Below are 25,819 nucleotides of genomic sequence, written 5' to 3'. Positions count from 1 at the left end.
GCGTCAGCTCCCGAACAGTTCACGAGCGGCGTGGCCGAGAACGGGGTAGATCGCCCCGAGCATCAGCACGACCCACAGGCCCACGACGGACCAGAGCATCTGCTTCTGGTAGCGGGGGCCCTTCGACCAGAAGTCGACGGCGATGACACGCAGGCCGTTGAGCGCGTGGAAGAGGATGGCGGCGACGAGGCCGTACTCGAGTACGGCGACGATCGGCGTCTTGTAGGTGGCTACGACCTTGTCGTAGTCCTCGGGGGAGACACGCACGAGAGCGGTGTCCAGCACGTGAACGAACAGGAAGAAGAAAATGAGGACGCCGGTGACTCGGTGAGCCACCCAGGACCACATTCCTTCCCGGCCGCGGTACAGCGTTCCAGCCGGCACGGAAGTTTCCTCCGGGAGCGGGGTGGGGGCCGCGCCGGCGTCGGTGTCGGTCGGGCCCGGCCGGGTACGGTCCACCGGCCCCCAGCATCGTAGCGACGTGTGCCTGTGGTGCTTACAGCGGGCCTACCTGTGTGATCAAACTGGCACCGGACGGGCTATCCTGCGGCTGCTTCTGGAAGGGGCTGTCCGGTTATACGACGGTTCGCCGCCGTTCGGATGCGGCCGGTGTCACCGCCCGGGGCGAAGTGGCCGCCGTCCGGGTGTGCGGGGGCGGCTGTCCGGCGCGGGACGCGCCGCCGGCCCGGCCGTCCGGAGCCGTTCCGCCCGCGGACGGGAGGCTCCTACCGCCCCCCGCCGCCGAGGCGCCTCACCAGGCGTTGTCCCGCCAGGCGCCGCAGCTCCTCCGCCGCGACCACCCGCTCCTCCTCGGCGTCGTTCGCCAGGCGTGACCGGATGCCCGCCAGGACGTGGTCGAGGGCCTCCTGCCGGGTCACGCCGTCCAGACAGACGACGAAGGCGTGCCCGAAGCGGGCCTCGTAGGCGGCGTGCGCCGCGCTCAGGGCGGTGTGGGCCGCCTCGTAGGTGTCCGCGGGCAGGGTGGGCATCGACTCGCCCGCCAGTGCCTCGGCCAGGTCGCCGGGGGTCAGGTCGTACGCCGCCTCGTCGGAGGCCGCGACGAGCGCGCCCAGGTCCGGATAGGGGCGGTGGGCGGCGAGCCGGTGGACCCACCGGCTGCTCCGCAGGCAGGCGAACAGGGTCCGCCGGGCCTCCTCGGCGGGCGCCGTGTTGAACACGTCGAGGGGGGTCCGCGATGGTGGTGGGGTGATGCGCGGCTGCTCGGGGAGTCCCGGCAGGGCCAGGCGGCCCGGAGGATGGGGAAGACGGTGCGCTGGCAGCGTGAGTCCTCGTGGCACGTGTGGTGTGGCAGGGGATGGTGTGAGACGCGAGGTCTCACGTTATAAGACCGTGCTCATGCCGTCTCCGACGGCTGCCCGAATTTCACTCGAACAGGAGAGTTTCGGAACATGTGGTGGACGACCGCTCGAACGCCAGGGACGTAGGTTGACGCCGTGAGCCAGCACAGGCGCCGGGCCCCGGCGAACAAGGTGAAGCAGAGGCGACTGGTCGTCGCGGCGGTGACCGCCGGGACGATCGCGCTCGGGGTGGGTATCGGCGTGTGGGCCGCCGCCGGCGGCGGTACGTCCTCGGCGACCGCCACGCGGCAGCCGTCCGACGGCGCGTCGCCGCGCGCCGACGGGACGGCGGCGTCCCCGACCCCGGGCCCCACGCGGACCTATCCGCTGTCCAAGGCGCCCCGCACGATCCCGGCCGTACGGTCCCACACCCCGGCCCGCGGGCCGGGGTGGCGGCCCGCGAGCGGGGAACGGGTGGTCGTCGGCGACCCGAAGCTCGCCGACGAGGGGCGGCTCGTCGCGGGCGAGCTGGGGCTGGCCTACGCGGGCGAGTCGGACGACGCGCGCGCCGGGGACGTGCGGCTGGAGCTCGGCGGCGACAAGGGTGCCGACCCGGAGTCGTACACCATGACGGTGCGCGACGGGCGGGTCGTCATCAGCGGGCCGGGCGAGGCCGGCGTCTTCTACGGAACGCGCACCCTCAAGCAGGAGGTGCACGGCGGCGGCAGCGCCCCGGAGGGCGTCGTGCGGGACGAGCCGGCGAAACCGGTGCGCGGGTTCATGCTGGACATCGCCCGCAAGCCCTTCAGCGCGGACTGGATCGAGGACCGGGTGCGCGAGCTGGGCGACCTGAAGTTCAACCAGCTGGGGCTGCACTTCTCCGACGACCAGGGCTTCCGGATCGCCTCCGACACCCACCCCGAGGTCGTGTCCAAGGACCATCTGACCAAGGCGCAGGTCAAGAAGATCGTCGATCTCGCCGCGGCCCGTCACATGGCCGTCGTGCCGGAGATCGACTCCCCGGGGCACCTCGGCGCCGTCCTCGCCGCCCACCCCGACCTCCAGTTGCGCAACGTGCGGGGCCTGGCCGCGCGCGGGGCCATCGACATCTCCAAGGAGAAGTCGGCCACGATCATCGACGACCTGCTGAACGAGTACGCCGGTCTCTTCCCCGGCGCGGACTGGCACCTCGGCGGCGACGAGTACCGGGCGCTGACCGTGTCCGACCCCGCGGCCTCCTACCCGCAGCTCGCCACGGCCGCCCGCGAGGCCTACGGCTCCGGCGCGACCGTCGCCGACCTGGCCACCGGGTGGGTCAACGACCGTGCCGACACCGTCCGCGCCCACGGCCGCACCCCGCGGGCGTGGAACGACGGCTTCCTCCGGAACACGTCCGTGCGGCCGGCCGAGGACATCCAGGTCGCCTACTGGACCGGCAAGGAGATCGGGGCCCGGCAGCCGGTGGAGTACCTGGGGGCCGGGCGGAAGGTGATCAACTACAACGACGAGTTCCTGTACTACGTGCTCGGGGAGCCGCAGACCTTCGTCTATCCGACGGGGCAGCGGATCTACGAGCAGTGGACGCCCCGGGTGCTGCGGGGCACGACGGCCGTGCCGGCCGCCTACGACGGCCAGATCCTCGGCGGGACCTTCGCGGTCTGGTGCGACCTGGCCGGCAGCCAGACGCAGGCCCAGGTCGCGGCCGGTATCCGGATGCCGCTGCGGGCCACCGTGCAGAAGCTGTGGAATCCGGACAAACCGGCGCTGACCTGGGCGGAGTTCCGGGCGCTCGCCGACCGGCTGGGCTGAGCGCCCTGCCGGTCGCGCCCGGCCCGGCCCCTCCGTGGGCGGCGCGCCGGTGACCCGGTCCCCGGCCGGGTCATGCGCGGCGCGGTGACCCGGCGTGCGGCGAACCGGCGTGCGCCGGGGTGATCCGGTGTGCGCCGCGTCCGGGCCGGACCGCCTCTCCGCCGTGCTGAACGCCAGGTCCGGACGATTGGCCGAAAACGTATTCTTCCGCTGGATCGGCCGACTCGGCGTGGTGGTCGTGTGACACTACGGGAGCGTTGCACGCAGTAAGGGGAAGTGCGGGCTCCGTATAGGGACGGCGCCCCGTCTAGGGAGGCGTGGATGAGCCTGGTGGACCTCATCTCTCAGGCCGACGACCGCGGGCTGGCCGCGAGCGGGTTGGCTTGTTTGGATCGGTGCGTGCCGCTGCTGGGTGGTGACGACGAGACACTGCGACCGCTGTGGGGCAGCCTCGCGGAGGGCGTCGGTGACGACGCCTGGGGCATCGCCCTGGAACAGGTGCGCGGGAAGCTCGCCGGATCGGAGGAGCCCGCCACGGACGAGCCCGTCCAGCTGGCCCGGCGGATGCTCTCCGCCGCGCCCGACGAGCCGTTCGCCGACGGGATGCGGCTGTGGGCCGACGCCTGCTCGGTGGCCTCCCTCCAGATCCACCGGCTGCTCGACCCCGCCGAGGACACGGGCAGCGTCGATGCCCGCCGCGAGGGCCGCACGGACGGCATGTCCCCCCTCGTCGCCGCCGAGCTGCGCCGCCAGGTCACCGTCCTGGAGGTGCTGGCCGGGCACGGGCCGACCGGACTGCGCCGGGCCCTGGAGGTGTCCACCGAGGGGCGCCGGGTCCTGCGGGCCGTGGTGTCCCGCCGGGCCCGCGGGCTCGGCTGAGGACCGTCGGGGAGCCTAGACAAGCACCCACTTCACCACCGCGTCGCCGGACAGCGCCGTCTGCTCGTAGAACGCCCTCAGGTCCCGGTGCGCCGAGGCGAAGACACCACGGGTCCAGGGCTCCGCATCGCTGCCGCCGTAGCGGGGGAGCAGCGCGGCGCGCGCCGGGTGCCACAGCGCGTCGAAGTCCGCCGCCGCGAGGAACGAGGCGACCCGTTGCGCCTGGGCCGCGGTCAGCACGCGGAACGGTGGCCTGCCCGGGGCGGGGTGGGGCAGGGGCCGCCCGCCGAGGACGACCTGTGCGCCGGGGAAGTCGCCCCGGCGGCGGCCGGGTCCTGCGTAGAGCAGGGCGTGGTCGAGGTAGCGGCCGTCCAGCATCTCCTCGCGGTGCCGGCCGATCCGCTCACGCACCGTCTCCCAGTCGTCCTCGAACAGCCGCTGCATCCAGGTGGTGCTGTTGCGCAGCGCCGACGGCGGTACCGCGCGGAGGTGGAAGTACTCGCTCATCGGGTCGCTCCTTCGTGGCTACTCCCGCCTTCGGGCCAGGGACGAAGCGAAGGTCCAGCGGAGCGGGGAAAGGGGGTTCGCCTGCGGGGTGGACCGGTGTCCACCGTCCATCGGCCGACCCCCGCCGGTACGGGTGTGGGTGTGAGCTCGTGGCGACCGGCCGCTGGTTCCGGTCCGGCGGGCCGTGCGGGGCCGCCTGCGGCACGGCCCGCGGGACAGGGCCGCCGAACGTCCGGGAGCGGAGGCGCGTGTGTGGTGCCGTGCACGACCGTGAGGTGAACGCGGCACGCGACATCCTGGCCGCCGGGCCGGCGGCGTCTGCCTGTGGAGACGGTGTGAGACCTCAAGCGGGACTCCTCCCGGACGGGCCGGTCGTCGGTGAAGCGGGAACCCCAGCGGGCGACCGCTGGAACCTCCCGCCGCCGGGCGGGAGAGGAAGCCAACTGTCAGCAGAGCGTGCGGGCGCCGGGATCCGTCACTTCGGAAACGATCCCCGCAGGTGGCCCGGGGCGGCGATCGCCGGCGGAGGGGCGGGGCCGTGTCGCCGCCGGCCGGGGACGCCTTCGGGCGGGCGGTGACGAATGCCCACGGTCAGCCGCTCTTCGACATGTGACGACACGGCAGGCGACATTGCAGGAGACCAGGCCCACGGCCGCGGCGAAGCCCGCGCGGTGGGCGGCGGACACGGTGGCGGCCATGCGCGAGGGCGCACGGCTGTATCTCGACTACTCGGCGCAGAGCCTGTGGCGGGTGGACCGGATGATCGACGAGATACGGCGCGAGGGCGCGCCGTACGCCGCCGTGGAGCACGTGCTGCGCGGCTTCGGCGCCTACGCCGGGGAGGTCGTCGCCCGGCAGACCGGCGCCGAGTGGTGGTCGGCCGGCGACGACCACTGGATCCGCACCCCGGACGGCAGGCTCTGGGACCCCGTCGAGGAGGCCCGCCGCTGCTTCGCCGGGCAGGGATCCCTCCGGCTGCTGTGCCGCGACGCCACGGCGAGCGCCCGCTGACGCTCCGGGACGGCTTCCCGACGGCTCCGGGGAGGAGGGCGGCTTCCTGACGTCTCCCCGTCCCCCGGGGGCGGTTCGACGGAGCGGATCCGGCTCCGCGGCGGCACGCGCCCCGGCGACGGCGCCCTCCGGGGCGTCTTCGCCGCGCTGCTCGCGACATCGGCGCTGTCGCTGCTCGCGACGGCCTCCACCGGTCCCCGGGACCGCGGAAGGGCGTTCGGCGCGATCGTCGGCGCGGGCGCGGCGGTCGGACCGCTCGCGGGCGGCTTCCTCACCGAGTACCTGAACCGGCGCTGGTGCCTGTACGTCAACGTGCCCGTCGCGCTGATCGCCTTCGCGGGCGCCGTGGTGCTGCTCGCACCCGGTCAACGGCACTCCGACGCCCACCTGGACGTACCGGGCGCGCTGCTCGGCTCGGCCGGCATGCTCTCGGTGGTCTACGGCTTCTCCGGGGCGGAGCCGCGCGGCTGGGGCGGGGGTGCGGCACGGGGGGAGGGCCGTTTCCCGCCGCGCTGTTCCGGGGGGAGACGAACGGCGCGGCGGGAGGAGCGGAGTCCGCCGCCCCCGCGCCCCGCGGAAGGCGCGGGGGCGGGGGCGGCGGACGGCGGGGCCCACCGCGCTGCCCGTCAGAGGAGGTGGAGGCGGCGCGGTGGGTGACTCGGACAGCACTTCCACAGCGGACGGGCACCCGGAAACGTCACTCGGCCGCCGCAGGCCCCTTCGCGCGGCCTCACGCCGCCACCCCCGCGGCCCCTCCCGCGCTCCGCGGAGACGTGCGCATGTCCGTGACCCGAGGGGCCTGAGCGGCGTGTGGCACCTCAGGGACCGTGACGGTCCGGGCGTCCCGCGCGCTGGGACATCAGGAGCACCGGCGGCCGGCCCCGATGCCGAGCGGGAAGGGGCGGTCCCGGCGAGCGCAGCCGGCGAGGAGGCGCGGACGGCCGCCCGCCGCGCGGCGGACATGTTGATCGTTGCGGGGGACGGCCCGAGGAGGAGACCTGACGCCCTGTGACACTTCCGTGAAATCTGACGCTGTTGAGCGTGTAGGCGTGACCGCGGTCGAAGCGTGGCGGACGGCGACGGCGGAGGGCACGCCGAGCGGCGGCCGCACGACAGCGGCCACAACCCGGTACGAACGAGGACAGTCTTTGGGCCAGGGAGGCAAGCCCCGGCGCGCGCAGGCGTACGACGGGGAACTGGGCACGGCGGTGGCACGGGCCCAGGAAGGGGACGAGGCCGCGTTCGCCGTCGCGTACCGGATGGTGCAGCCGGGTCTGCTCGGCTATCTGCGGGGCCTGGTCGGGGAGGACGCCGAGGACGTGGCCTCCGACGCCTGGCTGGAGATCGCCCGCGACCTGGGGCGCTTCAAGGGCGACGGGGCGGGTTTCCGCGGCTGGACGGCGACGATCGCCCGGCACCGGGCCCTGGACCATCTGCGCCGCCAGCGGGTGCGGCCGCGCCCGGCGGTGCTGGAGGCGGACGTCCTGGAACTGCCCGGCCCGCAGAGCACCCACGAGCAGGCGCTGGAGGCGCTCTCCACCGAACGGGCCCTGGAACTGGTGCGCGGGCTGCCGCGCGACCAGGCCGAGGCGGTACTGCTGCGGGTGGTCGTCGGCCTGGACGGCCCGGCCTCCGCGCGCGTCCTCGGCAAGCGCCCCGGTGCGGTGCGCACCGCGGCCTACCGCGGGCTGAAGCGGCTCGCCCGCGACCTCGGCATCGCTGGTGAGGCGGGCGAGGGTGTGACGGATGAGGCGTCCCGGACGCTGGGGGAGTCGAGGTGAACGGCGCCGGCGGCGACGGTGACGCCCGCAGCACGTACGGATCGAGCAGATCGAGTGGGTCGGGCGCCCAACGGCCGGCAGGGCACGAGCCCGAATGGAACGGTTGGCTCCGCTCCGTCGTCCGTGACACACGGACGACACTGATCACGCAGATCACCTGGATCACTGACACCGCACACGGACAGGGACGGAAACCGACATGGGTGAACGGCTGAGCGGCGGCGGCACCTCCGGCCGCCGGCATGCGCACCCTGGCGCCGTTTCCGGGCACCCGTCCGCGGGCGGCGACGCCGGTCTGGAGGCGCTGATCGCAGCGGCCGTGCGGCAGGACGTCATCGACACCGAGGCCGAACAGCGGGCCGTGGCGGCGTTCCGCACCGCCCGGGACACGGGCGCCCACCGGGCCCGTACCCGGCGCCGCGACGACTGGCGGCCCCGCGGGCGACGTGCACGGCTGTCGGTGCGGGCCACCCTCTCGGTGCTGGCGGCGGGGCTCACCCTGGGCGGGGTCGCCTACGCCACGATGGGCTCCGGCGCCTCACCGGACGGCGACGGCGACGGTCGCACGGGAGGGCCGCGCCCCGGCACCAGCGCCCCGGACCACGCGCAGCAGCCGTCCGCCGCCGCGCCCTCGGCAGCCGCCTCCGCCGCTCCCGCCGCCTCCGCCGCTGCCTCCGCCGCTGCCCCCGGACCGGACCAGCCGGACCCCGCACCGGACGTCGAGGCCCGCTGCCACGCCTACGAGCAGGTCAGGGCCAAGGGCCAGGTGCTGGACACGCCGGCCTGGCAGCGTCTGGTGGCCGCCGCGGGCGGCGCGGACGAGGTCGACGCCTTCTGCGCGAGCCTGACCGCCACGGCCGTACCGTCCGCAGGCCCGGGCGCCTCCCTGCCGTCCGCGGGTGCCGACCGGGCCACCGCGAGGCCGGACCGCACGCCGCCCGCCACCGGCGCGGACGACGGAGCCGGCGAAGCGGGCGGGAACGGCACGGGCGCCGGGAACGGGAACGGCGCCGACGGAGCGCCGACCCCCGCCCCGACCCGGGGCGGTACCGGGAGCCGGACGTGATCGGCCCCGCGGATCCCGTCGGACGCAGCCTGCCGCAGCCGTGATCAGCCGTTCCCGGCGGTGAATCCGTGGTACCTCGGCGGTGACCGGCGGTGCCCGTGTGTGCCGCCCGCCGGGCGCAGGCCGCCGCCCGGGGTCGCGCGCCCCGCGCGGGGCTTCCCGGAAAGGAGCGACCGGCCTGCCGAGCACGTGAGCGAAGGCGGCCGGAGGGATCGCGCGGCAGCGCCCTGCACGCCCCTGAAGAGGTCCGGGAGGTCCGCGAGGCCGGAAGAGGATCCCGGCGCCGTGTCCCAAGGGCGGTGACCGCGGGCGAACAGGCCCGCCGGCTTCGACGGGGCGGCCCTCCGGCCCGCCGCTGGTGCGTACCGCCAAGGCAACGGCCGGGGCCGCCACCCCCCACAGGAGAGGCCCCGGCCGTCGCGCGGCACGGGCCGCGCGGCGACCCGTACTCTCTACAGCGCCGAGAGTGCGTTTTCTGTCACACCCTGCGTGCACGGCCCCTCATCACGAGATAGTTGCATCTTGGACGGACGTGGACGGGCAGTGGTTTCGCGTCGTAACGTGCCTTTCGCGCCGGACTGCGGGGGGCCCGGATCAGCGCAGACGCCAGCGGTCTCGAAACCGCGACCATCGATCGAGGAACCAGGTGCTGGGGGACGACGCGGAGCTGACCGCCGCGGTGCTTGCGGCACAGGACGGGGACGAGACCGCGTTCCGGACTGTGTATCGCGCGGTGCACCCACGGCTGCTCGGATACGTACGGACACTCGTCGGCGAACTCGACGCCGAGGACGTGGCCTCCGAGGCCTGGCTCCAGATCGCCCGCGACCTGGCACGGTTCAGCGGGGACGCGGACCGCTTCCGCGGCTGGGCCGCGCGCATAGCCCGCAACCGCGCCCTGGACCACGTCCGGATGCGCGGCCGCCGTCCCGCCGTCGGCGGTGACGAGACGGAACTGACCGGCTGGCCCGCCGAGTCCGACACCGCGGGCGAGGCCATCGAGGCGCTGGCCACGGGCCGCACCCTCTCCCTCATCGCGCGGCTGCCGCAGGATCAGGCCGAAGCCGTCGTCCTGCGCGTGGTCATGGGCCTCGACGCCAAGACCGCCGCCGAGACACTCGGCAAGCGGCCGGGGGCCGTCCGTACGGCCGCCCACCGCGGGCTGAGACGACTCGCCGAACTCCTGGGCACCGCCTCGGACGGCGATCCGGAATCGGCCGACGCACTGCCCGCCCCGCGAGAACCGCACGCCCGTGCGGTGACGTCCGCCGGTGTGACGCATCGCCGCGCGCGGACGCAGAAGGACATGTGATGGCCGACGAGCAGTACAGGTGGCTGGACCGCGACACAGCAGAGCGCTTGCTGCGCGGAGAGCCGCTCGACGCAGTCGACGCCGATGCCCGGGACGAGGCCGAACGCCTCGCCGAGGCCCTGGGTGCCCTGTCCGCCGCACCTGCCCCGACCAGCACGGAACTCCCCGGTGAGGCTGCCGCGTTGGCAGCCTTCCGGGCCGCCCGCACCGGGTCCGCCGAGCACCACGGCACCGCCCCGCACACCGGCGGCCACCACTTGGGCGCGTCCCGCTCCGACGCCGGCCTCATCCGTCTCGGCGGCACCGGCCGCACCTCCGGGCGGGGCCGCTGGGGCCGCTCCGTGCGCCTGAGCCTGGCCGCCGCGCTCGCCGTCTGCACGGTCGGCGGAGTGGCGGTCGCGGCCGGAACCGGAGTCCTGCCGTCGCCCTTCGGAGATCCCGCCGGCCCCGGCCCCGCCGCCTCCGTGTCGGCCGCCGACACCCCCGGACGCGGGCCGGCCGCGCCGTCGCGGGGCGTCACCACCACGCCCGACGGCGGCGCGACCGGTTCCGCCGGCCCGGACACCGCCCGCGGCGCGGCCGGCGGCGCCACCACCACGCCGAGCGGGTCCGCCGTGGCGCCGGGCGGCACCGTCCCGCCCGGCGCCACGGCGGCCTGCCAGGACCTGCGGGCGGGCCGGGATCTGAGCGACGAACGCCGCCGCTCCCTGGAGTCGGCGGCAGGCAGCGCCCGGCGCGTGTGGACGTACTGCAAGGACGTCCTGGGCAAGGCGGACCAGGCGGGCGGCACCGGGAGCACCGGGTCGGGTGCCCGGGGCGGCGGCAACGGCAACGGCAGGGGCGAGGGCAACGGCAACGGCAACGGCAACGGCGGCGCCGGCAAGAGCGACGACGACGACCACGACGACGACCACGACGACCATGACGGCCCGGGCCGCCGCAGGGGCGGCCACGGCGGCACCTCCGGCTCCCCGGGAGGCGGCAGCGGCGCCGGCCACGGTTCCGGCGGCCACGGCACCGGCAACGGCGCGTCGAGCGGCGCCCACGGCGGCCGGGGCGGCGGGCACAGCGGTGGCGGCCACGGCGGCGGCCACCCCGGATAGCGTCTCTGACCTGCGAAAACGCAACTCGTTGAAATTCTTCCGTGTGGGGTGTGACGTTTTCCGGGCCGCACGCGCAGTAATGAGTGAGCCGACTGGTCATCGGCCGTAGCACGGAGCCGGGGTTCCCCCCGTACCTACGGCACGTGCACAAGGCGCGGGCGGGACACGTTCCCCCGGTCCCGCCCGCGCCCTTCTCCTCTTCCTCCCGGCCGGACGGCGTCTCACCAGTACACGACGACCTTGTCGCCGGTGCGCACCTCGTCGAACAGCCGCGCGATCGCCTTCTCGTCCCGTACGTTGATGCACCCGTGCGAGCCACCCGCGTACCCGCGGGCCGCGAAGTCGTACGAGTAGTGCACGGCCTGGCCGCCGCTGAAGAACAGCGCGTACGGCATCGGCGAGTCGTACAGCGTCGAGACGTGGTGCCGGGACTTCCAGTAGACGCGGAACACCCCCTCGCGGGTGGGCGTGTACTGCGCGCCGAAGCGCACCGGAAGCGTCATGACGGTCCGCCCGTCAATCATCCAGCGCAGCGTCCGGCTGGTCTTGCTGATGCACAGCACCCGCCCGGTCAGGCAGCGGGGATCGGGCGCGGCGGCCGGCTGACCGCCCATCAGGTACAGCTCCCAGCGGCCCGGCTCGTGTGTCATGCGCAGCAGCCGCTGCCAGGTGACGCTGTCCACCGAACCGGTCCGCGGCAGCCCGCGCTTGCCCTGGAAGCCCCGCACGGCCTGCTCGGTCAGGTCGTTGTACGTCCCCGTGGGCCCGTCGAGGAGCCAGGCCACCTGCCGCAGCCGGGCCTGGAGTTCGCGCACGCCCCGGCCGCTGTCGCCGGGCGCCCACAGGGCGGGTGGGGGTGCGGCGGGCGAGGGAGCGGCGGCGCCGGACTTGCCGTCGCCCGATCCCCGGCCGGCACTGGGCGGGGGTGGCGCGGACGGCCGGCCGGTGGTGTCGATGTGCACCGGTGGGCGGTGGCCGGCGTCCGTCGCCCCGTCCCGGTCCGCCGTCTGCACGGTGCAGCCGCACACCACCGCCAGTGCCACCACGGCCGCTAGTGCCGCAACAGGCGACGTCCGCCCCGTCGCGGCGCCCGGCACGCACTCCCGCCGCACCGGCCGAAAGCCCGAGTACGCCCAGTACGAGGACTTCCGGCCGGCACGCCGGGAGCACGCACCGGACGCCGCTCCCTGACGCGCGGACCTTGCCTGCCGCGGCACTGGTGCGGCGCCTGTTCTCCTCATGCCCGTTCCCCGCACTTTCCCGGCCACCGGGGCCCCGTCGGCGCACGTCCGGCCCAGCCGTCACCCGAGATGTTCCCCACGGATGACGCGTTGCGAACGGCACGGCATCGTTGTGAGGAAGGTCCCAGCGTGGGGCACTCCACCCGGGCGCACGAGCGCGGCTACAGTCCGTGGCGAGGGTCGGGCCGTACTGGCAAGTAGCAAAGGAGCGGGGAGCGATCATGACACGCGAGTCGGAGTCCGGACTGCCCATCGAGCCGGTCTACGGACCCGACGCCCTGCAGGGCTGGGACCCCGAGCAGAAGCTGGGGTCCCCGGGCACGTACCCCTTCACCCGCGGCGTGTACCCGACCATGTACACGGGCCGTCCCTGGACGATGCGCCAGTACGCCGGGTTCGGCACGGCGGTGGAGTCCAACGCCCGCTACAAGCAGCTGATCGCCAACGGCACCATGGGCCTGTCGGTCGCCTTCGACCTGCCCACCCAGATGGGCCACGACTCGGACGCCCCGATCGCGTCCGGCGAGGTCGGCAAGGTGGGCGTCGCCGTCGACTCCGTCGACGACATGCGGGTCCTGTTCGACGGCATCCCGCTGGACAAGGTCTCCACGTCGATGACGATCAACGCGCCCGCCGCGCTGCTCCTGCTGCTGTACCAACTGGTGGCCGAGGAGCAGGGCGTGTCCGCGGACAAGCTCACCGGCACGATCCAGAACGACGTGCTCAAGGAGTACATCGCCCGCGGCACCTACATCTTCCCGCCCAAGCCCTCGCTGCGCCTGATCGCGGACATCTTCAAGTACTGCAAGGCCGAGATCCCGAAGTGGAACACCATCTCGATCTCCGGCTACCACATGGCCGAGGCCGGGGCGTCACCCGCGCAGGAGATCGCCTTCACCCTCGCCGACGGCATCGAGTACGTGCGCACCGCCGTCGCGGCCGGCATGGACGTCGACGACTTCGCCCCCCGCCTGTCCTTCTTCTTCGTGGCCCGCACCACGATCCTGGAGGAGGTCGCCAAGTTCCGTGCCGCGCGCAGGATCTGGGCGCGCGTCATGAGGGACGAGTTCGGGGCGAAGAACCCCAAGTCGATGATGCTGCGCTTCCACACGCAGACCGCGGGCGTGCAGCTGACGGCCCAGCAGCCGGAGGTCAACCTGGTCCGCGTCGCGGTGCAGGGGCTGGCGGCGGTGCTCGGCGGCACCCAGTCACTGCACACCAACTCCTTCGACGAGGCGATCGCGCTGCCGACGGACAAGTCCGCCCGCCTGGCGCTGCGCACCCAGCAGGTACTGGCCTACGAGACGGACGTGACCGCGACCGTCGACCCCTTCGCCGGCTCCTACGTCATCGAGCAGATGACGGACGAGGTCGAGGCCGCCGCGCTGGAGCTGATGGGCAAGGTCGAGGACCTGGGCGGTGCCGTCTCCGCGATCGAGCACGGCTTCCAGAAGAACGAGATCGAGCGCAACGCCTACCGCATCGCCCAGGAGACCGACGGCGGCGAGCGGGTCGTGGTCGGCGTCAACCGCTTCCAGCTCGAAGAGGAGGAGCCCTACGAGCCCCTGCGCGTCGACCCCGCCATCGAGGCCCAGCAGGCCGAGCGCCTGGCCGCGCTCCGTGCCGCCCGCGACCAGCAGGCGGTCGACGCGGCCCTGTCCGCGCTGCGGAAGGCGGCCGAGGGCGACGACAACGTCCTGTACCCGATGAAGGACGCGCTGCGGGCCCGGGCCACGGTCGGCGAGGTGTGCAACGCACTGCGGGAGGTCTGGGGGACCTACGTCCCCTCCGACGCGTTCTGAGCCGAACCCGGCCCTTCCCGCGGCGGTGCCCGGGTGGCCCGTCCCGCCCTGTGGAATCCGGAGGAGGAGTGTCGCACCCGCGTGCGACACTCCTCGCATGCTCGGCGTCATCGATCTCCCCACGTACCTCGCAGGCCTGATCCTGATCGTCCTGCTGCCCGGCCCCAACTCCCTGTACGTCCTGTCCGTCGCCGCCCGCCGGGGCGTCCGCGCCGGGTACACGGCCGCAGTGGGCGTGTAGGCGGAAGCGGCAGCCGATCACCGTGACGGTGCTCAGAGGGTGATACCGGCCCCCTTGGCCGACTTGGTCAGCCGCTCGCTACTTCGCTGGTGCTTGGACACGAGTACTCGGGTCGGTTCCGTACTCATCGGGTGGACCGCCGTTACGCGAGCGGGCACGTGAGGCCGGGGTGGTGACGGTTCGGGCAGCACACCAGGTTGAGCGAGACGATATTGCCCGGCAGGTTGTAGTACACCCAGCTCACGTCCACGCCGACCGGCAGGACATCCAGCACGTATTCGCGTCTCGTCTCCAGGCTCGCGTACGCCTGACGCCCGTCCTCGCGCTGCATCGGGGGGTTGTCAAGAAAGTGCTTGACCATCCGTCGAGAGCCGCTGTGGCGTCCGTCCAGGTGCGCTCATGGGCCGCCTGGTTCCGCTTCATAAGCCAGTGCCCGGACATCATGGGCGGCAGGTTCGAGGTCGGGAACTCGATGGCGTCCCTTGTCGTGGTGTAGCCGATCACGGCTAGGGAGTGCGCCGGGGGCGTGTGCGGATGGGGCTTTCGCTCCCTGCCCGCAGGTCGGGCCACCATGCAACTCTCCGTAGTGAACGGGCAGTTCAACGCGGGAGGTGCAGGGTGGCCCTGTCTCAGCATGACCTACTCCGGCTGCTTGAGTCACTACGTTCGGCGGACGGGCTCGAACTCGTCCGCAACGTGGCAGAGCGGATGCTCCAGGAACTGATCGAGGCCGAGGCAAGCGCGAAGATCGGCGCGGAGTGGAACGAGCACACCGAGACCCGCACCAACTATCGCAACGGCCACCGGGACAAGACCCTGACCACGCAGGCCGGCGACCTCGACCTGGCCATCCCCAAACTGCGGTCAGGGGGCTTCTTCCCTGTCCTGCTCGAGCGTCGGCGCCGCATCGACCAGGCCCTGTACGCCGTGATCGTGGAAGCCTACGTTCACGGTGTGTCCACCCGCTCGGTCGACGACCTGGTCCAAGCCCTGGGCGCGGACAGCGGTATCTCCAAGAGCGAGGTGTCGCGAATCTGCGGGGAGCTGGACGAGCCGCTGACCGCCTTCCGCACTCGCCCCCTGGGTCACGTCCGGTTCCCCTACATCTACCTGGACGCGACGTACTGCAAGGCGCGGGTGAACCACCAGATCGTCTCCCGCGCTGTGGTGATAGCCACCGGGATCACCGAGGACGGCGGGCGGGAGGTGCTGGGGGTCATGGTCGGCGACAGCGAGACCGAGGTGTTTTGGACCCAGTTCCTGCGCCACCTGCGCGAGCGCGGGTTGACCGGGGTCCGACTCGTGATCGGCGACCACCACAGCGGGCTGGTCAAGGCCATCCGCAAGGTTATGCTCGGGGCCGCCTACCAGCGCTGTCGCGTCCACTGGACCCGTAAAGAATCAACTCGGCTGTTTTGTCGCCGCGATGGATGCGAGCAGGGATTCGGCGGTGTGGTGCTTGAACGGAGCCGGTGGCAGGTGGAACCCATCCGCATCGAGGAGGGGACGGACGTCGCGGAAGGCGTTGCCGATGGTGCTCCGGTTCACCCGGAACAGTTCGGCCAGTACTTCGCCGGTGCAGACGCGACGGTGGAACAGGACGGTTGCCAGGACACGTTCCGGGTCGGTGATCTTCTGGGCGAACACGCCGCCGCGGGTGCCCGGTTGGCGCGGTCTGCCGCGCTGGGTGTGACGGCGCCCCTCGACGAAAGCGGCCTGGCGGGGTGCGAGGCGTTCGATGAGTTCCTGCAGGTCCGTGCGGCTCATCCCGGTCAGGGCAGGATCGCAGAGCTCTTCGGGCAGCGAGGTGCGGCTTCGGGCGGGAAGGACCCCGGTGTCGAGGAATCCGATCAGTTGGTCCGGATCGGTGAACAGCAGTGTTGTCGGTTCCACCTTGACCTTGTGGCCGTCCAGGAGACGGCGGGTCTCGGTGATCACCGGGCTGATGACCCGGTCGGTGACCTCCAGCATCTCCGCCAGGACGCGTTGGGGACAGACCTGACGCAGGTAGAGCAGGGTCAGCAGGATGCGGTCGCGGCCGGTGAAGAGGGGCTTGCCGTGGTCGGCGGCCGCCTTGCGACGCGGTCCGCCCCGCTGCTGGAAGCAACGCCGCTCGCGCTCCGCCTCCTGGGCGGGGGCGGGCCGAGCCGTCACATCGTCGAGTTCGGTTGCGGACATCCCGGTCAGGCCGGGGTCGTCCAGCATGTCCAGGACTTTTCTGCGTCCCGGCACCGCTGAAGTCGGCCCGCTTCCCGGCGGTGACGGCTCCGTGGTAATCAGGGGCGCGGGATGGAGCGTGTAGTTCCAGCTGCCGCGAGCCTTGTAGGGTTCCAGGGGCAGGGCTTTCATACGGGCCTTGCTGATGGCGACGCCGAGCGGGTAGGAGCGGGTGTCGAGCTCGGCCCGGACTCGCAGCCCGCTGCGGGTGGTGGTGGAGGCGATCGCGTTCACGATGACTTCGTGGCTGGTCAGCGGCCTGCCGCGCCAGTTCATGGTGATGTGGGAGAAGAGCCGGTGCTCGATCTTGTTCCACTTCGAAGTGCCGGGCGGAAAGTGGCAGACCGTGATCGCCATCCCCGTGTCGGCGGCGAGCGCGGCCAGTTCCGCTTTCCAGCCGCGGTAGCGGTAGCTGTTGGAGCCGCCCGCGTCCGCGGTGATCAGCAGCCGGGTGGCGGCCGGGTAATCGAGCTGGCCGCGGGCCTGCCACCAGCGGCGGATCGTGGCCACGGCGAAGGCAGATGTGTTGTGATCGACTCCGACGCTGACCCATCCGGTGTCAGCGGCCAGGTCGTAGACGCCGTAGGGGATCGCGGTCTCGCCCTTCAGCCCGGTGAAGAAGCTGTGATCCTCGACCCGGACCGGCTCGCCCTTGGGCCGCCACTCGCGTCCAGTGTTCGGCAGCTGCCCGAGCATCTCCTTCTTCTTGGCGTCGACACTGATCACCGGCTCGCCCGCGGCCTGGAACACCTTGACCTGATCGTTGATGTAGTGGAACTGCGCGTCCCGATCCGGATGCTGGTCTCCTTCCAGCGTCTTGGCGTTCGCCTGCAGGCTGAAGCCGTTCTCCCGCAGAAGCCGGCCGACGGTCACCGGCGAGACACGGTGCCCTCGCCTCGTGAGCTCCGCCGCGAGACGCCGCAGTGACTTCGTCGTCCAGCGCAGCGGCGACATCGGATCGCCGCGCTCGTCCGGCTCGACCAGGCCCAACAGGGCGGGCAGCAGCCCCGGATCCAGCTCGGTCGCGGTCTTGCGTCCGCCGCCCGGCCTACGGATCCGGCCTTCCGCCAGCAACTCGCCGCCCGCCTCCAACTCGAAGACACCCCTGCGTACGGTGCTCTCGCTCGCCCCGGCGATCCTGGCCACGGCCCTCACCCCGCCGTGGCCCAGCAATCTCGCCTCAGTCGCGAGCGCGAGCCGACGCTGCCGCTCGTTCAGGTGAGGCAGCAACACCTCGAATCGAACAGCGAGTTGAGCCAGCACCGCGTCCTTGATCGCCATACCAGGTCAACGAGGCGGAACTCAGGAAGCAATACCTTGTTCACGTACGGGTCCACTTCCTGCGCAACGTGTTCGGCGTGATCAGCAAGGACGCGGGCGAGATGGTCGCCGCGACGATCCGCACGATCTTCGCCCAACCCACCGCGGAAGCGGTCCGGGCCCAGGTCGACACCGTGGCAGACCTGCTCGGCCAGCAGTTCCCACAGGTCAAGGCAATGCTGCTGGAGGCGAAGGACGACCTGACCGCTTTCGCCGCCTTCCCGGAACGACATTGGAAGAAGATCGCCTCGACCAACCCGCTGGAGCGGATCAACCGCGAGGTCAAGCGCCGCGTCGATGTCGTCCAGGTCTTCCCGAACGATGAAGCGCTCCTGCGGCTGGTCACTGCAGTGCTCTTCGAACTGCACGATGAGTGGATCGCCTTCCCCCGCCGCTACCTGGCCGAGGGCAGCATGGACCAGATCTACCCCACCGGGCTCCCCGAAAGCGCCCCCGCACTCCCCAACACCCCGAACGCGCCTACCGATTGATCCCCTAGACCACCACGCGGGACGCCATCGTGCTGACCGACTTCCGTGATCGTCTGTGCGAGGACGATCGCGCTGACCAGCTACTCTCCCTGTCGCTGGAGCGGATGCGGGCGGCCGGCATGGTCACCGAGCGCGGCAGGCAGCGCAGCGACTCCACCCAGGTCCTTGCTGCCGCGCGGGACCTCACCCGTCTGGAGCTGGTCCTGGAAGCAATACGCGCGGCGTTGGAGGAAGCCCGCTGAGCGGGCACCTGAGGTCCTGGACGGGCTGGTGGATGCCGAGTGGGCCACCCGCTACGGGCGTGCGGTGCGGCTTCCCAGCCAGCCGACCCATCCCGCCACCCGGCTCAAACAGGCCGGAGCGGACGCCCACAAACTTCTGCAGCGCCTGCCGCCCCACCAGCGCGGTCCTCGCGCGGAAGCGCTGCGGCAGATCGTGGTGCAGAACTTCCTCCTCGACGCCCGTGACAGGTTACGTCCGCGCACCGAGAAGGACGGACAGCCCAAAGGGGCCCTGCGGATCGTCACGCCTTACGACCGTGACGCCCGCCGGGCCATCCGGGGCAATACCCGCTGGAGCGGCTACCTCGTCCATGTCACCGAGACCTGCGGAACCGACGATGCGCAGGCCAACCTGATCACGGACATCGCCACCACCAAGCCGACCCGGGACACCGAGGCCCTGCCCGGCATCCACACCCGGCTCCGCCACCGCCAGCTGCTGCCCCGGCAGCACCTGCTCGACGGCGGCTACCTCTCCGTCGCGCTGCTGCACCGCTCCCTCCGCGACCACGAGGTCGAACTCGTCGGCCCGGTCAAGGCCAGCGGAGCATGGCAGAGCAAGGAACAGTCCGGCTTCACCCGGGACGACTTCTCCATCGACTTCGACCAGCGCCAGGTCACCTGCCCCAACGGCGAGACCAGCCACATCTGGCTCGAGCCACCGGCCATGGCTCCCTACACCGTCGCCCGGTTCCGCCCACACCAGTGCAACCCGTGCCCCGGCCGGTCTGCCTGCACCCGCGGCACCGCTGCCCGCACCGTGAACTTCCTCCCCCGACCCCTCCACGAGCTCCAGGCCCGGAACCGCACAGACCAGCAAGACACCCAGTGGAAACGGCTCTACGCCACCCGATCCGGCATCGAAGGCACCATCTGCGAGTTCACCAACGGACACCAGGCCCGACGCAGCCGCCGCCCCGGCGGCGCGCCGAAGGCTCAGCCGCGCGGCTTGGCGAGCACCGCCCGCAGTTTCGGGGTGAACCGTTCCTCCACGAACCGGTTCAGGAGCCGGGCCAGCACCAGCATGGTGGCGACCGTCAGCAGGAAGGTGGCGTAGGAGGGCAGGCCCAGCCCGCGGTGCAGGCCCTGGATGACGACCCAGCCGAGATGCTCGTGGACGAGGTAGAACGGGTACGTCAGCGCGCCCGCGACGGTCAGCCAGCGCCAGTTCGCCCAGTCCAGCCAGCCCAGCCCGATCGCGGCGACGGCGAGGAAGCCGAGCGTGACGATCAGGATGATCCCGTAGGCGCTGCGGTACGAGAACTGGTCCGGCTGCGGCGGGTGCCAGTGGGTCTGCACCGCGACGTACTGGCCGATGAGCCAGTTGACCGCCACGATGCCCCAGGCGTACGGGTCGGTACGGTCGCGGTGCACCAGGTACAGGCCGACGCCGCCGATGAAGAACGGCGCGTACTCCGGCATGACCAGCTCGTCGAGCACCGGCTGGTGCAGTCCGCCCGCCATCGCCACCGCCAGCGTCCAGCACGCGCAGAACATGATCACGCGGCGGCGGTCGGCGCCGGGCAGCACGATGCACAGCGCGAACAGGACGTAGAAGCGGACCTCCGCCCACAGGGTCCAGCACACGCCGAGCACCCGGTGGGCACCGAGCGGCAGCTGCAGCATCGAGAAGTTCAGCAGGGTCTCGGTCGGCGACACCGTGGTGAACGACAGGAACGGCAGCGCCAGCACCACCGTCACCAGCACGATCGCCGCCCAGTAGGCGGGCAGCAGACGGGCGGCGCGGGAGGCGAAGAACGAACGCAGCGGGCGGCCCCAGCCGCTCATGCAGATCACGAAGCCACTGATCACGAAGAAGATCTGCACGCCCAGGCTGCCATAGGCGAACAGGCTGTGCAGGGTGGGGAACTGCAGGCGCGGGGAGGTTCCCCAGGCCCGGGTGACCTCGCCGCCCCGGCCGCCGTAGTGGTAGCCCGCCACCATCAGTGCCGCCACCAGCCGCAACCCGTCCAGCGCACGCAGCCGGGGCGCCCCGGGCCGGTCCCGCCGCGGCGGGCCGTCGGCGGGCGCCGGGGCGCGCGCCACGGTGCCCGTGGGAGCGCTACGGGTGTCCGCGGACGTGTTGATCACAGGGTCCCCTCGACATGGTTCGGGCGGCGCTCGCCGCACCGGTTCGATGCACGCTAGTCGGATCGGCGGGCGGCCCCGGGGCGGCCGGGAGACTCTTCTCCCGGCCGCCCGGCGGAGTTCACCCGGGCGTCGCCTCAGCGCCCGCCCGACCGCCGCAGCGACCGCGCACGGCGCGCCACCCGGCGCACCGTCGCGCTGCGGGGGATGAACGCCAGCTGCGCGGGAAGCCCTCCGGGCAGGGCCAGCGAGGCCAGGCGACGGCGCTTGAAGTACCGCCAGGTGTCATCGTCCAGATGTCCCGACAGGTACCGCTCGGCGGCCGGGCGCAGCTCGGGGTAGATCTTCGACTGCATCGCGTAGCCGACGGCCCGCAGCAGCTCGGTGAGCCCGTCGGCGTCCAGGCCCCGGCGCTGCTCGCGCACCGCGGCGTGGTCCGAGAGGTCGGGCAGCAGCGCGTCGACGATGGTCACCGGCACGCGGTTGCTGTTCTCGTACGGCGTCAGCCGCTCCAGCAGCAGCCCGGTGCCGGTGCGGGCGACCGGCAGTCCGTACAGCGCCGAGGCGGTGAGCAGGGCGGTGGAGAAGCAGCCGACGACCAGCGCGGGACGCATCCGCTGGTACACGACCTCGGCCAGGACGGGCGTGTCGAGCACCGTGAGTTCGGCGCCGAGCTGCTCCGCCTCCTTCTCCAGCGCCCGTGACCAGCGGGCCGGCGCCGAGGGGTGCGGCTTGAACACCACCCGGGTGTGGCCCAGCCGGACGGCGCCCCGCAGCATCCGCACGTGGAGGTCCTCCTCCTCGTCGCCGGTGAGGATGTCCAGCGCGGACAGGTACTGGCCGAGCAGCAGCGCCGGTTCCTCGACGACGGGCAACGCGTCACCGGAGTCGCCCAGTTCGTCCAGCACCTTCAGGAACGCGTCCGTCGGCACGATCTCCGGCTCGACGCCGAACTCGGTGAGCAGCAGCGGCTTCAGCCCCGGCACCAGGTCGAGGTGGAGCACGCGCCGCACCCGGGTGCCGACCAGGGGGTCGATCTTGAAGCGGGTCGGGCCGTAGCTCATCAGGCCGTCCGCGTAGACGTCGACCGGTGTGCCGCCGAAGACCTGGCAGATCGCGAGCGCGGGGTTGACCTGGATGGACTCCACCGCCAGCTCGATGCGGTCCTCGCCCAGGTCCCACAGCATCCGCAGATACCGCTCCCACAGGATCTGGTCGTCGGGACGCGGACTCCAGCCGCTCGGGTGGAAGGGGGCGATCGCCTCGTTCCACGACAGCACCCCGTCGAAGCGGTCCCTGAGATGGTCGAAGGCCGGCGAGGCGTCGAAGGCGGGACTCAGCTCCGGGGCGGTGCCGTTGTTGCAGACCAGCAGCAGCCGCCGGTCCGCCGGGGCGAAGCGGTCGGAGTCGAGCGCGGCGGCCAGCGTGGCGGCGCCGTACAGGGTGGAGGCGCACAGGATCTGGGTGGTGCGGCGGGCGGTCATGCCACGGCCTCCGAGGCCGTCGAGGGCCGGCGGCGCAGACGGCGCAGCTGGGTGGCGCGGGCGATGTCCATGGATTCCAGGGTGTCGTTGAGCAGGTCCTGCGGCATGCGGCGCAGGGCCGAGGCGCTCAGGGAGCGGAGTCTGCGGGCCACCTGCGGTTCGAACTTGTCGACGGTCGCCAGGTGGTGGCTGATGATGGCGCAGTAGGTGCGCACGGCCTTCGGCAGGAACAGGTCCGCGTCCGGGTCCTCGGCGGTCTCCGTGAGCACCCGGTCGAAGGAGCGGATGAAGTCCAGCTGGCGCGTGTCGCCGATCTGTGTGAGCGAGGAGGTGACTCCGCGCCGGTAGAAGACGCCGAACACGCTCGGCACCGCGAAGGATCCGCCCTTGCGGTGCAGCGCCCAGATCCACGGCCGGTCCTCGGCCGTGCGCAGGTCCTCCGGGAAGTGCAGCAACCCCTCGTCGACCAGCCGGCGGTGGTAGGCGCCGGCCCACGAGTACGGGTAGTCGACCGGGGTGGAGCGGTCCGCCGGCAGGATGACCGTGCGCGCGTCGACGACGGTGTCCCGCGGCCCGAACGGCACCCGGTGCAGGGTGCGCCGGCCGCCGGTGAACCGCACGTGGTCGGTGCGGACGAAAGTGCAGCCCAGCGACTCGATGCAGTCGAGCAGTTGACCGAAATAGCCGGGGGCCGCGAAGTCGTCGCCGTCCATGAACGTCAGATACTCGCCGCGCGCCGCGTCGATGCCCGTGTTGCGCGCACCGGACACGCCGTTCTCGGTGCGCCGAATGAGAACCGCGCCCGGGAGTTCGCGTTCGGCACGGTCGAGGATGTCCCCGGTTCCGTCCGTCGAGGCGTCGTCGACGAGAATGAACTCCACGTCCTCGCGGGCGTTCGCGCGCAGGGAAGTGATGGCGTCCGGGGCGTATGGCCGCACATTGTGGAACGGCACGATGACGGAGAGCTTGACCACGCGGTCGACGTTAGACGTCGGGCCCCGGCCGCGTCTTGACCGCCGGCTTGATGAAGGGTGAACGCCACGTGGCGAAGCCGTGAACCAGGTCTTTTCCCGGCCGATTCGGCGGCCGATTCGCTGTTCGGCGGTGCTCTGTTCACCGTTTGTTGGATTCCGGTTGGGCGGAACCTAGAAATGCCTTCCTAGGTTTCTCGGCGTGCCAGCAAGTGCAACCAAACCCCTGCGGGCGGTCGTTCTCGCGGATTCCGACACCCGGTGGAAATGGGGCGCGCTCACCGCGCAGCGCCTGACCGCGGGCGGGGATCTGCGTCTGGACGGCCTCCTTCTGCGCGGCCGGGCCACCCCGACCGCCCGTCAGCTCGGCGAGGTCGGCGTCCGCGCCGACTCCCTCCGCGAGGTGACCGCCGCCGAGTTCCTGCGCGTGATGCGAGAGGAGCCCTGCGACGTCCTCGTCCTCGCTCTGGTCGGCGGCGGCGTGCAGGCGATGCTGCACGGGCTGCGGCAGGCCTGGCAGGGCCGGGGCCGCCGGCCGGTGGTCGTCACCGGCTACGTCGGCGTCGTGTACGAGAAGCTCGCCGACGGCCTGCTGCTGCGGCACGGCGCGGACCTCGTCCTCGCCAACTCCCGCCAGGACGCGGAGCGTTTCCGGGCCGTGTACGAAGGGGTGGGGGCCGATGCCTCGGCGGTCACCGAGGTCGCGCTGCCCTTCCTCGGCGGAAGCCCCTACACCGGCGCGCACGAGCCCCGCACCGTCGTCTTCGCCGCCCAGCCCTCGGTGCCCGAGACCCGCACGGACCGCGCGTACCTGCTCGACCGGCTGATCCGGCACGCGCGTCTGCACCCGGAGCGGGAGGTGCTGCTCAAGCTGCGCTCCAGGCCCGGCGAGCACACCACGCACCTGGAGGAGCTGCCCTACCAGAAGCTCGTCCAGAAGGCGGGCGACCTTCCGCACAACCTCCGTCTGGTCTACGGGAACATGGGCGAGGTCCTGGACCGTACCGACCTGCTGGTGACGGTGAGTTCGACGGCGGCCCTGGAGTCCCTGCACCGCCGTATCCCGACCGCCGTCCTCACCGACCTCGGCATCCGGGAGAAGCTCGGGAACCACCACTTCGTCGGCTCCGGCTGCCTCGCCTCCTGGGACCAGCTGGACGCCGGGCACCGGCCCGCGCCGGACCCGCGGTGGGTGGCCCGCCAGGGCGTCGCGGCCGGGGAACCCGGCACCGGCCCGGACTCGTACGACGCCGCGTTCGACGCCGCCCGCGCCCGCATCGCCGAACTGCTCACGACCGACGGCCTCCCGCCGCTCGCGCCCTACTACACGACCGAGACGGCGCCCGGCTACCTGCCCGGCATCCTCGCCCGCCACCACCTCGGCCCCGACGGCACCCCCCTGCCGGGCGCCCCGGCCGCCGGGAAGGAGCCCGGTCCCGTACGGCAGATCGTCCGCCGCGCCGCCCGGGGCGCCTACCGGCACGGCGTGCAGCGCGTGGCACCCGTCATCCGGCGGATGGGGGAGCTGTGAGCCACCCGAACCCACGTCAAGGAGCAGAGACCATGGCCGATCCCATGACGGGCGGCGGCGCTTCGGTGCGCCGCGTGCTCGCGGTGATCCCCGCACGCGGCGGCTCCAAGGGTGTGCCCGCGAAGAACCTCGCCCCCGTCGGCGGCGTCCCGCTGGTGGTCCGGGCGGTGCGCGAGTGCCGGGCCTCGCGACTGGTCACCGACGTCGTGGTCTCCACCGACGACCGCGCCATCGCCGCCGCCGCCCGCGAGGCCGGCGCCGAGGTGGTGCTGCGGCCCGCCGCCCTCTCCGGCGACACCGCGACCTCCGAGACGGCCGTCCTGCACGCCCTGGACGCCCACGAGGCACTGCACGGCGCCGCGGTGGACGTGGTGCTGCTGGTGCAGTGCACCAGCCCCTTCCTCGCCCGCGAGGACGTCGACGGCGTCGCCGCCGCCGTGGTCGTCGACGGCGCGGACAGCGCGGTGACCGTGGCTCCCTTCCACGGCTTCCTCTGGCGCGACGCGGACGACGCCCCCGCCACCGCCGGCACGGCCGACGCGCCGGTCGGCGGCGGGTACGGCGTCAACCACGACCGGTCCGTCCGCCCCCGCCGCCAGGACCGCCCCCAGGACCTGCTGGAGACCGGGGCCGCCTACGCCATGGAGGCCGCCGGCTTCCGCAAGCACCGGCACCGCTTCTTCGGCCGCACGGAACTGGTCCGCACCGACCCCGCCCGCGTCCTGGAGATCGACGACCCGCACGACCTGGCCCGCGCACGGGCCCTGGCACCGCTGTACGACGGCGGGCCCGGGGCCCCCGACCAGGCCCCGGCCGACGGGACCGGCGCCCTGCCCACCGCCGACGACATCGACGCGGTCGTCCTCGACTTCGACGGCACCCAGACCGACGACCGGGTGCTGATCGACGCCGACGGACGGGAGTTCGTCTCCGTGCACCGCGGCGACGGCCTCGGCATCGCGGCCCTGCGCAGGAGCGGGCTGCGGATGCTGATCCTGTCCACGGAAGAGAACCCGGTCGTCGCCGCCCGCGCGCGCAAGCTCCGGATCCCCGTGCTGCACGGCATCGACCGCAAGGACCTGGCACTGAAGCAGTGGTGCGAGGAGCAGGGCGTCGCGCCGCAGCGCGTGCTCTACGTCGGCAACGACGTCAACGACCTCCCGTGCTTCGCCCTCGCCGGCTGGCCCGTGGCGGTCGCCGGCGCCCACGACGCCGTGCGCGACGCCGCCCGCGCGGTCACCACCGTCCCCGGCGGCGGGGGCGCGATCCGGGAGATCGCCGGCTGGATCCTCGGTCCCCGTCTCGGCACCCCCGCCCACCCCACCGAACCCGTCCCGCCCAACCACCCCACCGGCACGTCCCCCAGCACGTCCCACGGCAAGTAAG

The 25,819-nt window shown here is 72.7% G+C and carries 21 protein-coding genes and 5 pseudogenes; 17 read left to right on the top strand and 9 right to left on the bottom strand.

Annotated features, from left to right (window positions below; all coding sequences use genetic code 11):
• Positions 1 to 3: 3 nt before the first annotated feature.
• Both sdhC and I3F54_RS12030 read right to left on the bottom strand, forming a co-directional pair.
• On the bottom strand, positions 4 to 384 hold the full coding sequence (gene sdhC, locus I3F54_RS12035; RefSeq protein WP_037884595.1) for a succinate dehydrogenase, cytochrome b556 subunit: 381 nt from the start codon (positions 382 to 384) through the stop codon (positions 4 to 6).
• Between the two features lie 341 nt (positions 385 to 725).
• Positions 726 to 1,298, bottom strand: a complete 573-nt coding sequence (locus I3F54_RS12030) for a 2-oxo-4-hydroxy-4-carboxy-5-ureidoimidazoline decarboxylase (RefSeq protein WP_240118679.1) — start codon at positions 1,296 to 1,298, stop codon at positions 726 to 728.
• Positions 1,299 to 1,454: 156 nt separating this feature from the next.
• Here I3F54_RS12030 and I3F54_RS12025 point away from each other — a divergent pair, with 156 nt between their 5' ends.
• Positions 1,455 to 3,107, top strand: a complete 1,653-nt coding sequence (locus I3F54_RS12025; RefSeq protein WP_240118678.1) for a glycoside hydrolase family 20 protein — start codon at positions 1,455 to 1,457, stop codon at positions 3,105 to 3,107.
• A gap of 321 nt (positions 3,108 to 3,428) precedes the next feature.
• Complete coding sequence (locus I3F54_RS12020) at positions 3,429 to 3,986, top strand: hypothetical protein (RefSeq protein WP_240118677.1); 558 nt, start codon at positions 3,429 to 3,431, stop codon at positions 3,984 to 3,986.
• A 15-nt stretch (positions 3,987 to 4,001) separates the two neighbouring features.
• Here the strand turns inward: I3F54_RS12020 and I3F54_RS12015 are convergent, their stop codons facing one another.
• Positions 4,002 to 4,493 carry a DUF1877 family protein gene (locus tag I3F54_RS12015; protein ID WP_240118676.1) on the bottom strand — a complete coding sequence of 164 codons (492 nt, stop codon included), beginning with the start codon at positions 4,491 to 4,493 and terminating at the stop codon, positions 4,002 to 4,004.
• Between the two features lie 77 nt (positions 4,494 to 4,570).
• Here I3F54_RS12015 and I3F54_RS12010 point away from each other — a divergent pair.
• The 7 genes and pseudogenes from I3F54_RS12010 to I3F54_RS11980 all read left to right on the top strand — a co-directional run.
• Positions 4,571 to 4,913, top strand: a pseudogene (locus I3F54_RS12010) (RNA-guided endonuclease TnpB family protein); the annotation flags it as partial.
• Between the two features lie 189 nt (positions 4,914 to 5,102).
• A complete protein-coding gene (locus tag I3F54_RS12005; protein ID WP_240118757.1) occupies positions 5,103 to 5,504 on the top strand; it encodes a hypothetical protein in 402 nt (133 codons plus the stop codon).
• 87 nt (positions 5,505 to 5,591) lie between these two features.
• The gene (locus I3F54_RS32520) at positions 5,592 to 6,161 is read left to right on the top strand and encodes an MFS transporter (protein WP_374205915.1); all 570 of its coding nucleotides are present in this window, start codon (positions 5,592 to 5,594) and stop codon (positions 6,159 to 6,161) included.
• 491 nt (positions 6,162 to 6,652) lie between these two features.
• Entirely contained in the window at positions 6,653 to 7,285 is a 633-nt protein-coding gene (locus I3F54_RS11995) for an RNA polymerase sigma factor (RefSeq protein WP_240118675.1), read from the top strand.
• Between the two features lie 199 nt (positions 7,286 to 7,484).
• Positions 7,485 to 8,351, top strand: a complete 867-nt coding sequence (locus I3F54_RS11990) for a hypothetical protein (RefSeq protein WP_240118674.1) — start codon at positions 7,485 to 7,487, stop codon at positions 8,349 to 8,351.
• 646 nt (positions 8,352 to 8,997) lie between these two features.
• Positions 8,998 to 9,663 (top strand): RNA polymerase sigma factor, encoded by a 666-nt coding sequence (locus tag I3F54_RS11985; protein ID WP_240118673.1) that lies wholly within the window; start codon positions 8,998 to 9,000, stop codon positions 9,661 to 9,663.
• Positions 9,663 to 10,766 (top strand): hypothetical protein, encoded by a 1,104-nt coding sequence (locus I3F54_RS11980; RefSeq protein WP_240118672.1) that lies wholly within the window; start codon positions 9,663 to 9,665, stop codon positions 10,764 to 10,766. Before I3F54_RS11985 ends, I3F54_RS11980 begins: the two co-directional genes overlap by 1 nt.
• A 221-nt stretch (positions 10,767 to 10,987) precedes the next feature.
• Here I3F54_RS11980 and I3F54_RS11975 read toward each other — a convergent pair whose 3' ends face one another.
• Positions 10,988 to 11,812, bottom strand: coding sequence for a L,D-transpeptidase family protein (locus tag I3F54_RS11975; RefSeq protein WP_308373413.1), 825 nt, complete (start codon positions 11,810 to 11,812; stop codon positions 10,988 to 10,990).
• A gap of 416 nt (positions 11,813 to 12,228) precedes the next feature.
• On the opposite strand from I3F54_RS11975, the gene I3F54_RS11970 reads away from it, so the two are divergent.
• Positions 12,229 to 13,809 carry a methylmalonyl-CoA mutase gene (locus I3F54_RS11970; protein WP_240118670.1) on the top strand — a complete coding sequence of 527 codons (1,581 nt, stop codon included), beginning with the start codon at positions 12,229 to 12,231 and terminating at the stop codon, positions 13,807 to 13,809.
• 97 nt (positions 13,810 to 13,906) lie between these two features.
• Positions 13,907 to 14,047 (top strand): annotated as a pseudogene (locus tag I3F54_RS11965) (leucine efflux protein LeuE); the annotation flags it as partial.
• Between the two features lie 145 nt (positions 14,048 to 14,192).
• Here the strand turns inward: I3F54_RS11965 and I3F54_RS11960 are convergent.
• Positions 14,193 to 14,381, bottom strand: coding sequence for a hypothetical protein (locus I3F54_RS11960; protein ID WP_240118669.1), 189 nt, complete (start codon positions 14,379 to 14,381; stop codon positions 14,193 to 14,195).
• 287 nt (positions 14,382 to 14,668) lie between these two features.
• Between I3F54_RS11960 and I3F54_RS11955 the strand changes: the two are divergent.
• Positions 14,669 to 15,445: pseudogene (locus I3F54_RS11955) on the top strand (IS256 family transposase); the annotation flags it as partial.
• A gap of 6 nt (positions 15,446 to 15,451) precedes the next feature.
• Here I3F54_RS11955 and I3F54_RS11950 read toward each other — a convergent pair.
• Positions 15,452 to 17,548, bottom strand: a complete 2,097-nt coding sequence (locus tag I3F54_RS11950; protein WP_240118668.1) for an ISAzo13 family transposase — start codon at positions 17,546 to 17,548, stop codon at positions 15,452 to 15,454.
• A gap of 47 nt (positions 17,549 to 17,595) precedes the next feature.
• Between I3F54_RS11950 and I3F54_RS11945 the strand changes: the two are divergent.
• The 3 genes and pseudogenes from I3F54_RS11945 to I3F54_RS32060 all read left to right on the top strand — a co-directional run.
• A pseudogene (locus I3F54_RS11945) lies at positions 17,596 to 18,078 on the top strand (transposase); the annotation flags it as partial.
• 29 nt (positions 18,079 to 18,107) lie between these two features.
• A complete protein-coding gene (locus I3F54_RS11940; RefSeq protein WP_240118667.1) occupies positions 18,108 to 18,320 on the top strand; it encodes a hypothetical protein in 213 nt (70 codons plus the stop codon).
• A gap of 28 nt (positions 18,321 to 18,348) precedes the next feature.
• Positions 18,349 to 19,269: pseudogene (locus I3F54_RS32060) on the top strand (transposase); the annotation flags it as partial.
• A gap of 26 nt (positions 19,270 to 19,295) precedes the next feature.
• Here the strand turns inward: I3F54_RS32060 and I3F54_RS11930 are convergent.
• The 3 genes from I3F54_RS11930 to I3F54_RS11920 form a co-directional block, all read right to left on the bottom strand.
• Positions 19,296 to 20,450 (bottom strand): acyltransferase family protein, encoded by a 1,155-nt coding sequence (locus tag I3F54_RS11930; RefSeq protein ID WP_374205910.1) that lies wholly within the window; start codon positions 20,448 to 20,450, stop codon positions 19,296 to 19,298.
• A 134-nt stretch (positions 20,451 to 20,584) separates the two neighbouring features.
• Positions 20,585 to 21,931 carry an alpha-2,8-polysialyltransferase family protein gene (locus tag I3F54_RS11925; protein ID WP_240118666.1) on the bottom strand — a complete coding sequence of 449 codons (1,347 nt, stop codon included), beginning with the start codon at positions 21,929 to 21,931 and terminating at the stop codon, positions 20,585 to 20,587.
• On the bottom strand, positions 21,928 to 22,905 hold the full coding sequence (locus I3F54_RS11920) for a glycosyltransferase family 2 protein (protein ID WP_240118665.1): 978 nt from the start codon (positions 22,903 to 22,905) through the stop codon (positions 21,928 to 21,930). Before I3F54_RS11920 ends, I3F54_RS11925 begins: the two co-directional genes overlap by 4 nt.
• 199 nt (positions 22,906 to 23,104) lie before the next feature.
• On the opposite strand from I3F54_RS11920, the gene I3F54_RS11915 reads away from it, so the two are divergent.
• Together I3F54_RS11915 and I3F54_RS11910 are read left to right on the top strand one after the other, a co-directional pair.
• The gene (locus I3F54_RS11915; RefSeq protein WP_240118664.1) at positions 23,105 to 24,433 is read left to right on the top strand and encodes a DUF6716 putative glycosyltransferase; all 1,329 of its coding nucleotides are present in this window, start codon (positions 23,105 to 23,107) and stop codon (positions 24,431 to 24,433) included.
• A gap of 32 nt (positions 24,434 to 24,465) precedes the next feature.
• Entirely contained in the window at positions 24,466 to 25,818 is a 1,353-nt protein-coding gene (locus I3F54_RS11910) for an acylneuraminate cytidylyltransferase (RefSeq protein ID WP_240118663.1), read from the top strand.
• The last annotated feature ends 1 nt before the right edge of the window (position 25,819 follow it).

Origin of the sequence: Streptomyces sp. MUM 2J (assembly GCF_022414535.1) — a bacterium.
Lineage (GTDB): Bacteria > Actinomycetota > Actinomycetes > Streptomycetales > Streptomycetaceae > Streptomyces.
Note: the sequence above shows the minus strand (reverse complement) of the source record. Positions and strands in the feature narration are given on the sequence as shown.

Coding starts and splice junctions, on each gene's coding strand:
- I3F54_RS12020 (WP_240118677.1), top strand. CDS start 3,429: ATGAGCCTGGTGGACCTCATCTCTCAGGCCGACGACCGCGGGCTGGCC.
- I3F54_RS12015 (WP_240118676.1), bottom strand. CDS start 4,493: ATGAGCGAGTACTTCCACCTCCGCGCGGTACCGCCGTCGGCGCTGCGC.
- I3F54_RS11990 (WP_240118674.1), top strand. CDS start 7,485: ATGGGTGAACGGCTGAGCGGCGGCGGCACCTCCGGCCGCCGGCATGCG.
- I3F54_RS11980 (WP_240118672.1), top strand. CDS start 9,663: ATGGCCGACGAGCAGTACAGGTGGCTGGACCGCGACACAGCAGAGCGC.
- I3F54_RS11970 (WP_240118670.1), top strand. CDS start 12,229: ATGACACGCGAGTCGGAGTCCGGACTGCCCATCGAGCCGGTCTACGGA.
- I3F54_RS11960 (WP_240118669.1), bottom strand. CDS start 14,381: ATGCAGCGCGAGGACGGGCGTCAGGCGTACGCGAGCCTGGAGACGAGA.
- I3F54_RS11950 (WP_240118668.1), bottom strand. CDS start 17,548: ATGGCGATCAAGGACGCGGTGCTGGCTCAACTCGCTGTTCGATTCGAG.
- I3F54_RS11925 (WP_240118666.1), bottom strand. CDS start 21,931: ATGACCGCCCGCCGCACCACCCAGATCCTGTGCGCCTCCACCCTGTAC.
- I3F54_RS11910 (WP_240118663.1), top strand. CDS start 24,466: ATGGCCGATCCCATGACGGGCGGCGGCGCTTCGGTGCGCCGCGTGCTC.